The 580-nt window shown below is 63.3% G+C and carries 1 protein-coding gene; it reads right to left on the minus strand.

Going from position 1 to position 580, the window contains the following annotated elements; translation table 11 throughout:
* A partial coding sequence (locus IHV25_RS10235; protein ID WP_197975037.1) for a hypothetical protein occupies window positions 1-566 on the minus strand: 566 nt, incomplete at its 3' end.
* Window positions 567-580: the final 14 nt, after the last annotated feature.

Raw genomic sequence — 580 nt, forward strand, 5'->3', positions numbered from 1 at the left:
ATCGAGAACGTGCCGGTCACTTTCCGGTTGTCCTCCCGGGCCACCAGGACCGTGTAGATCTTCTCAGACGCCCAGCCGCTTCCGATGGCCTTCACCACCTTCAGGGTGGAGCCGTCCGGCACATTCACATCACCCGCACGGACCTCCAGGAGGTCGCTGCGATCGGCCATGACCCGAACCTCGAGGGTGAACGTCTTGCCGTTCGTGTTGAAGCGATTGACCGACAGGGTACCGACCGTGTCGGAGGTGCCCGGCGCCACGGTGGTGCCATTGTTGCCCAGGATCAGCCCGCCACCCCATGTGAAGGCGCCGCCCAGGGTGCCCCCGTTCAGGGTGAAGGGGCCGGTGGCGCCGGAATGGTCTCCTGAAAGGAGGATCTTGCCATCACCCTCCTTGAAGACCTTGCCACCGCCGGACATCGTGCCCCTGTAGGCAAGCGCCTTGCCCGCACCGATATCAAAAACGAAGGTGCCCGCGTTGACAATATTGCCCTCGATGGCCCCGCCCTTGACGGTCATCTTCGCGCCGCTGGCGATGTCATAGCCGTTGGCGAAGTTCAGCTTCACGCTCTCCTCGAAGT

The sequence above is a fragment of the Phaeovibrio sulfidiphilus genome (assembly GCF_014861485.1).
GTDB classification, from domain to species: domain Bacteria; phylum Pseudomonadota; class Alphaproteobacteria; order Rhodospirillales; family Rhodospirillaceae; genus Phaeovibrio; species Phaeovibrio sulfidiphilus.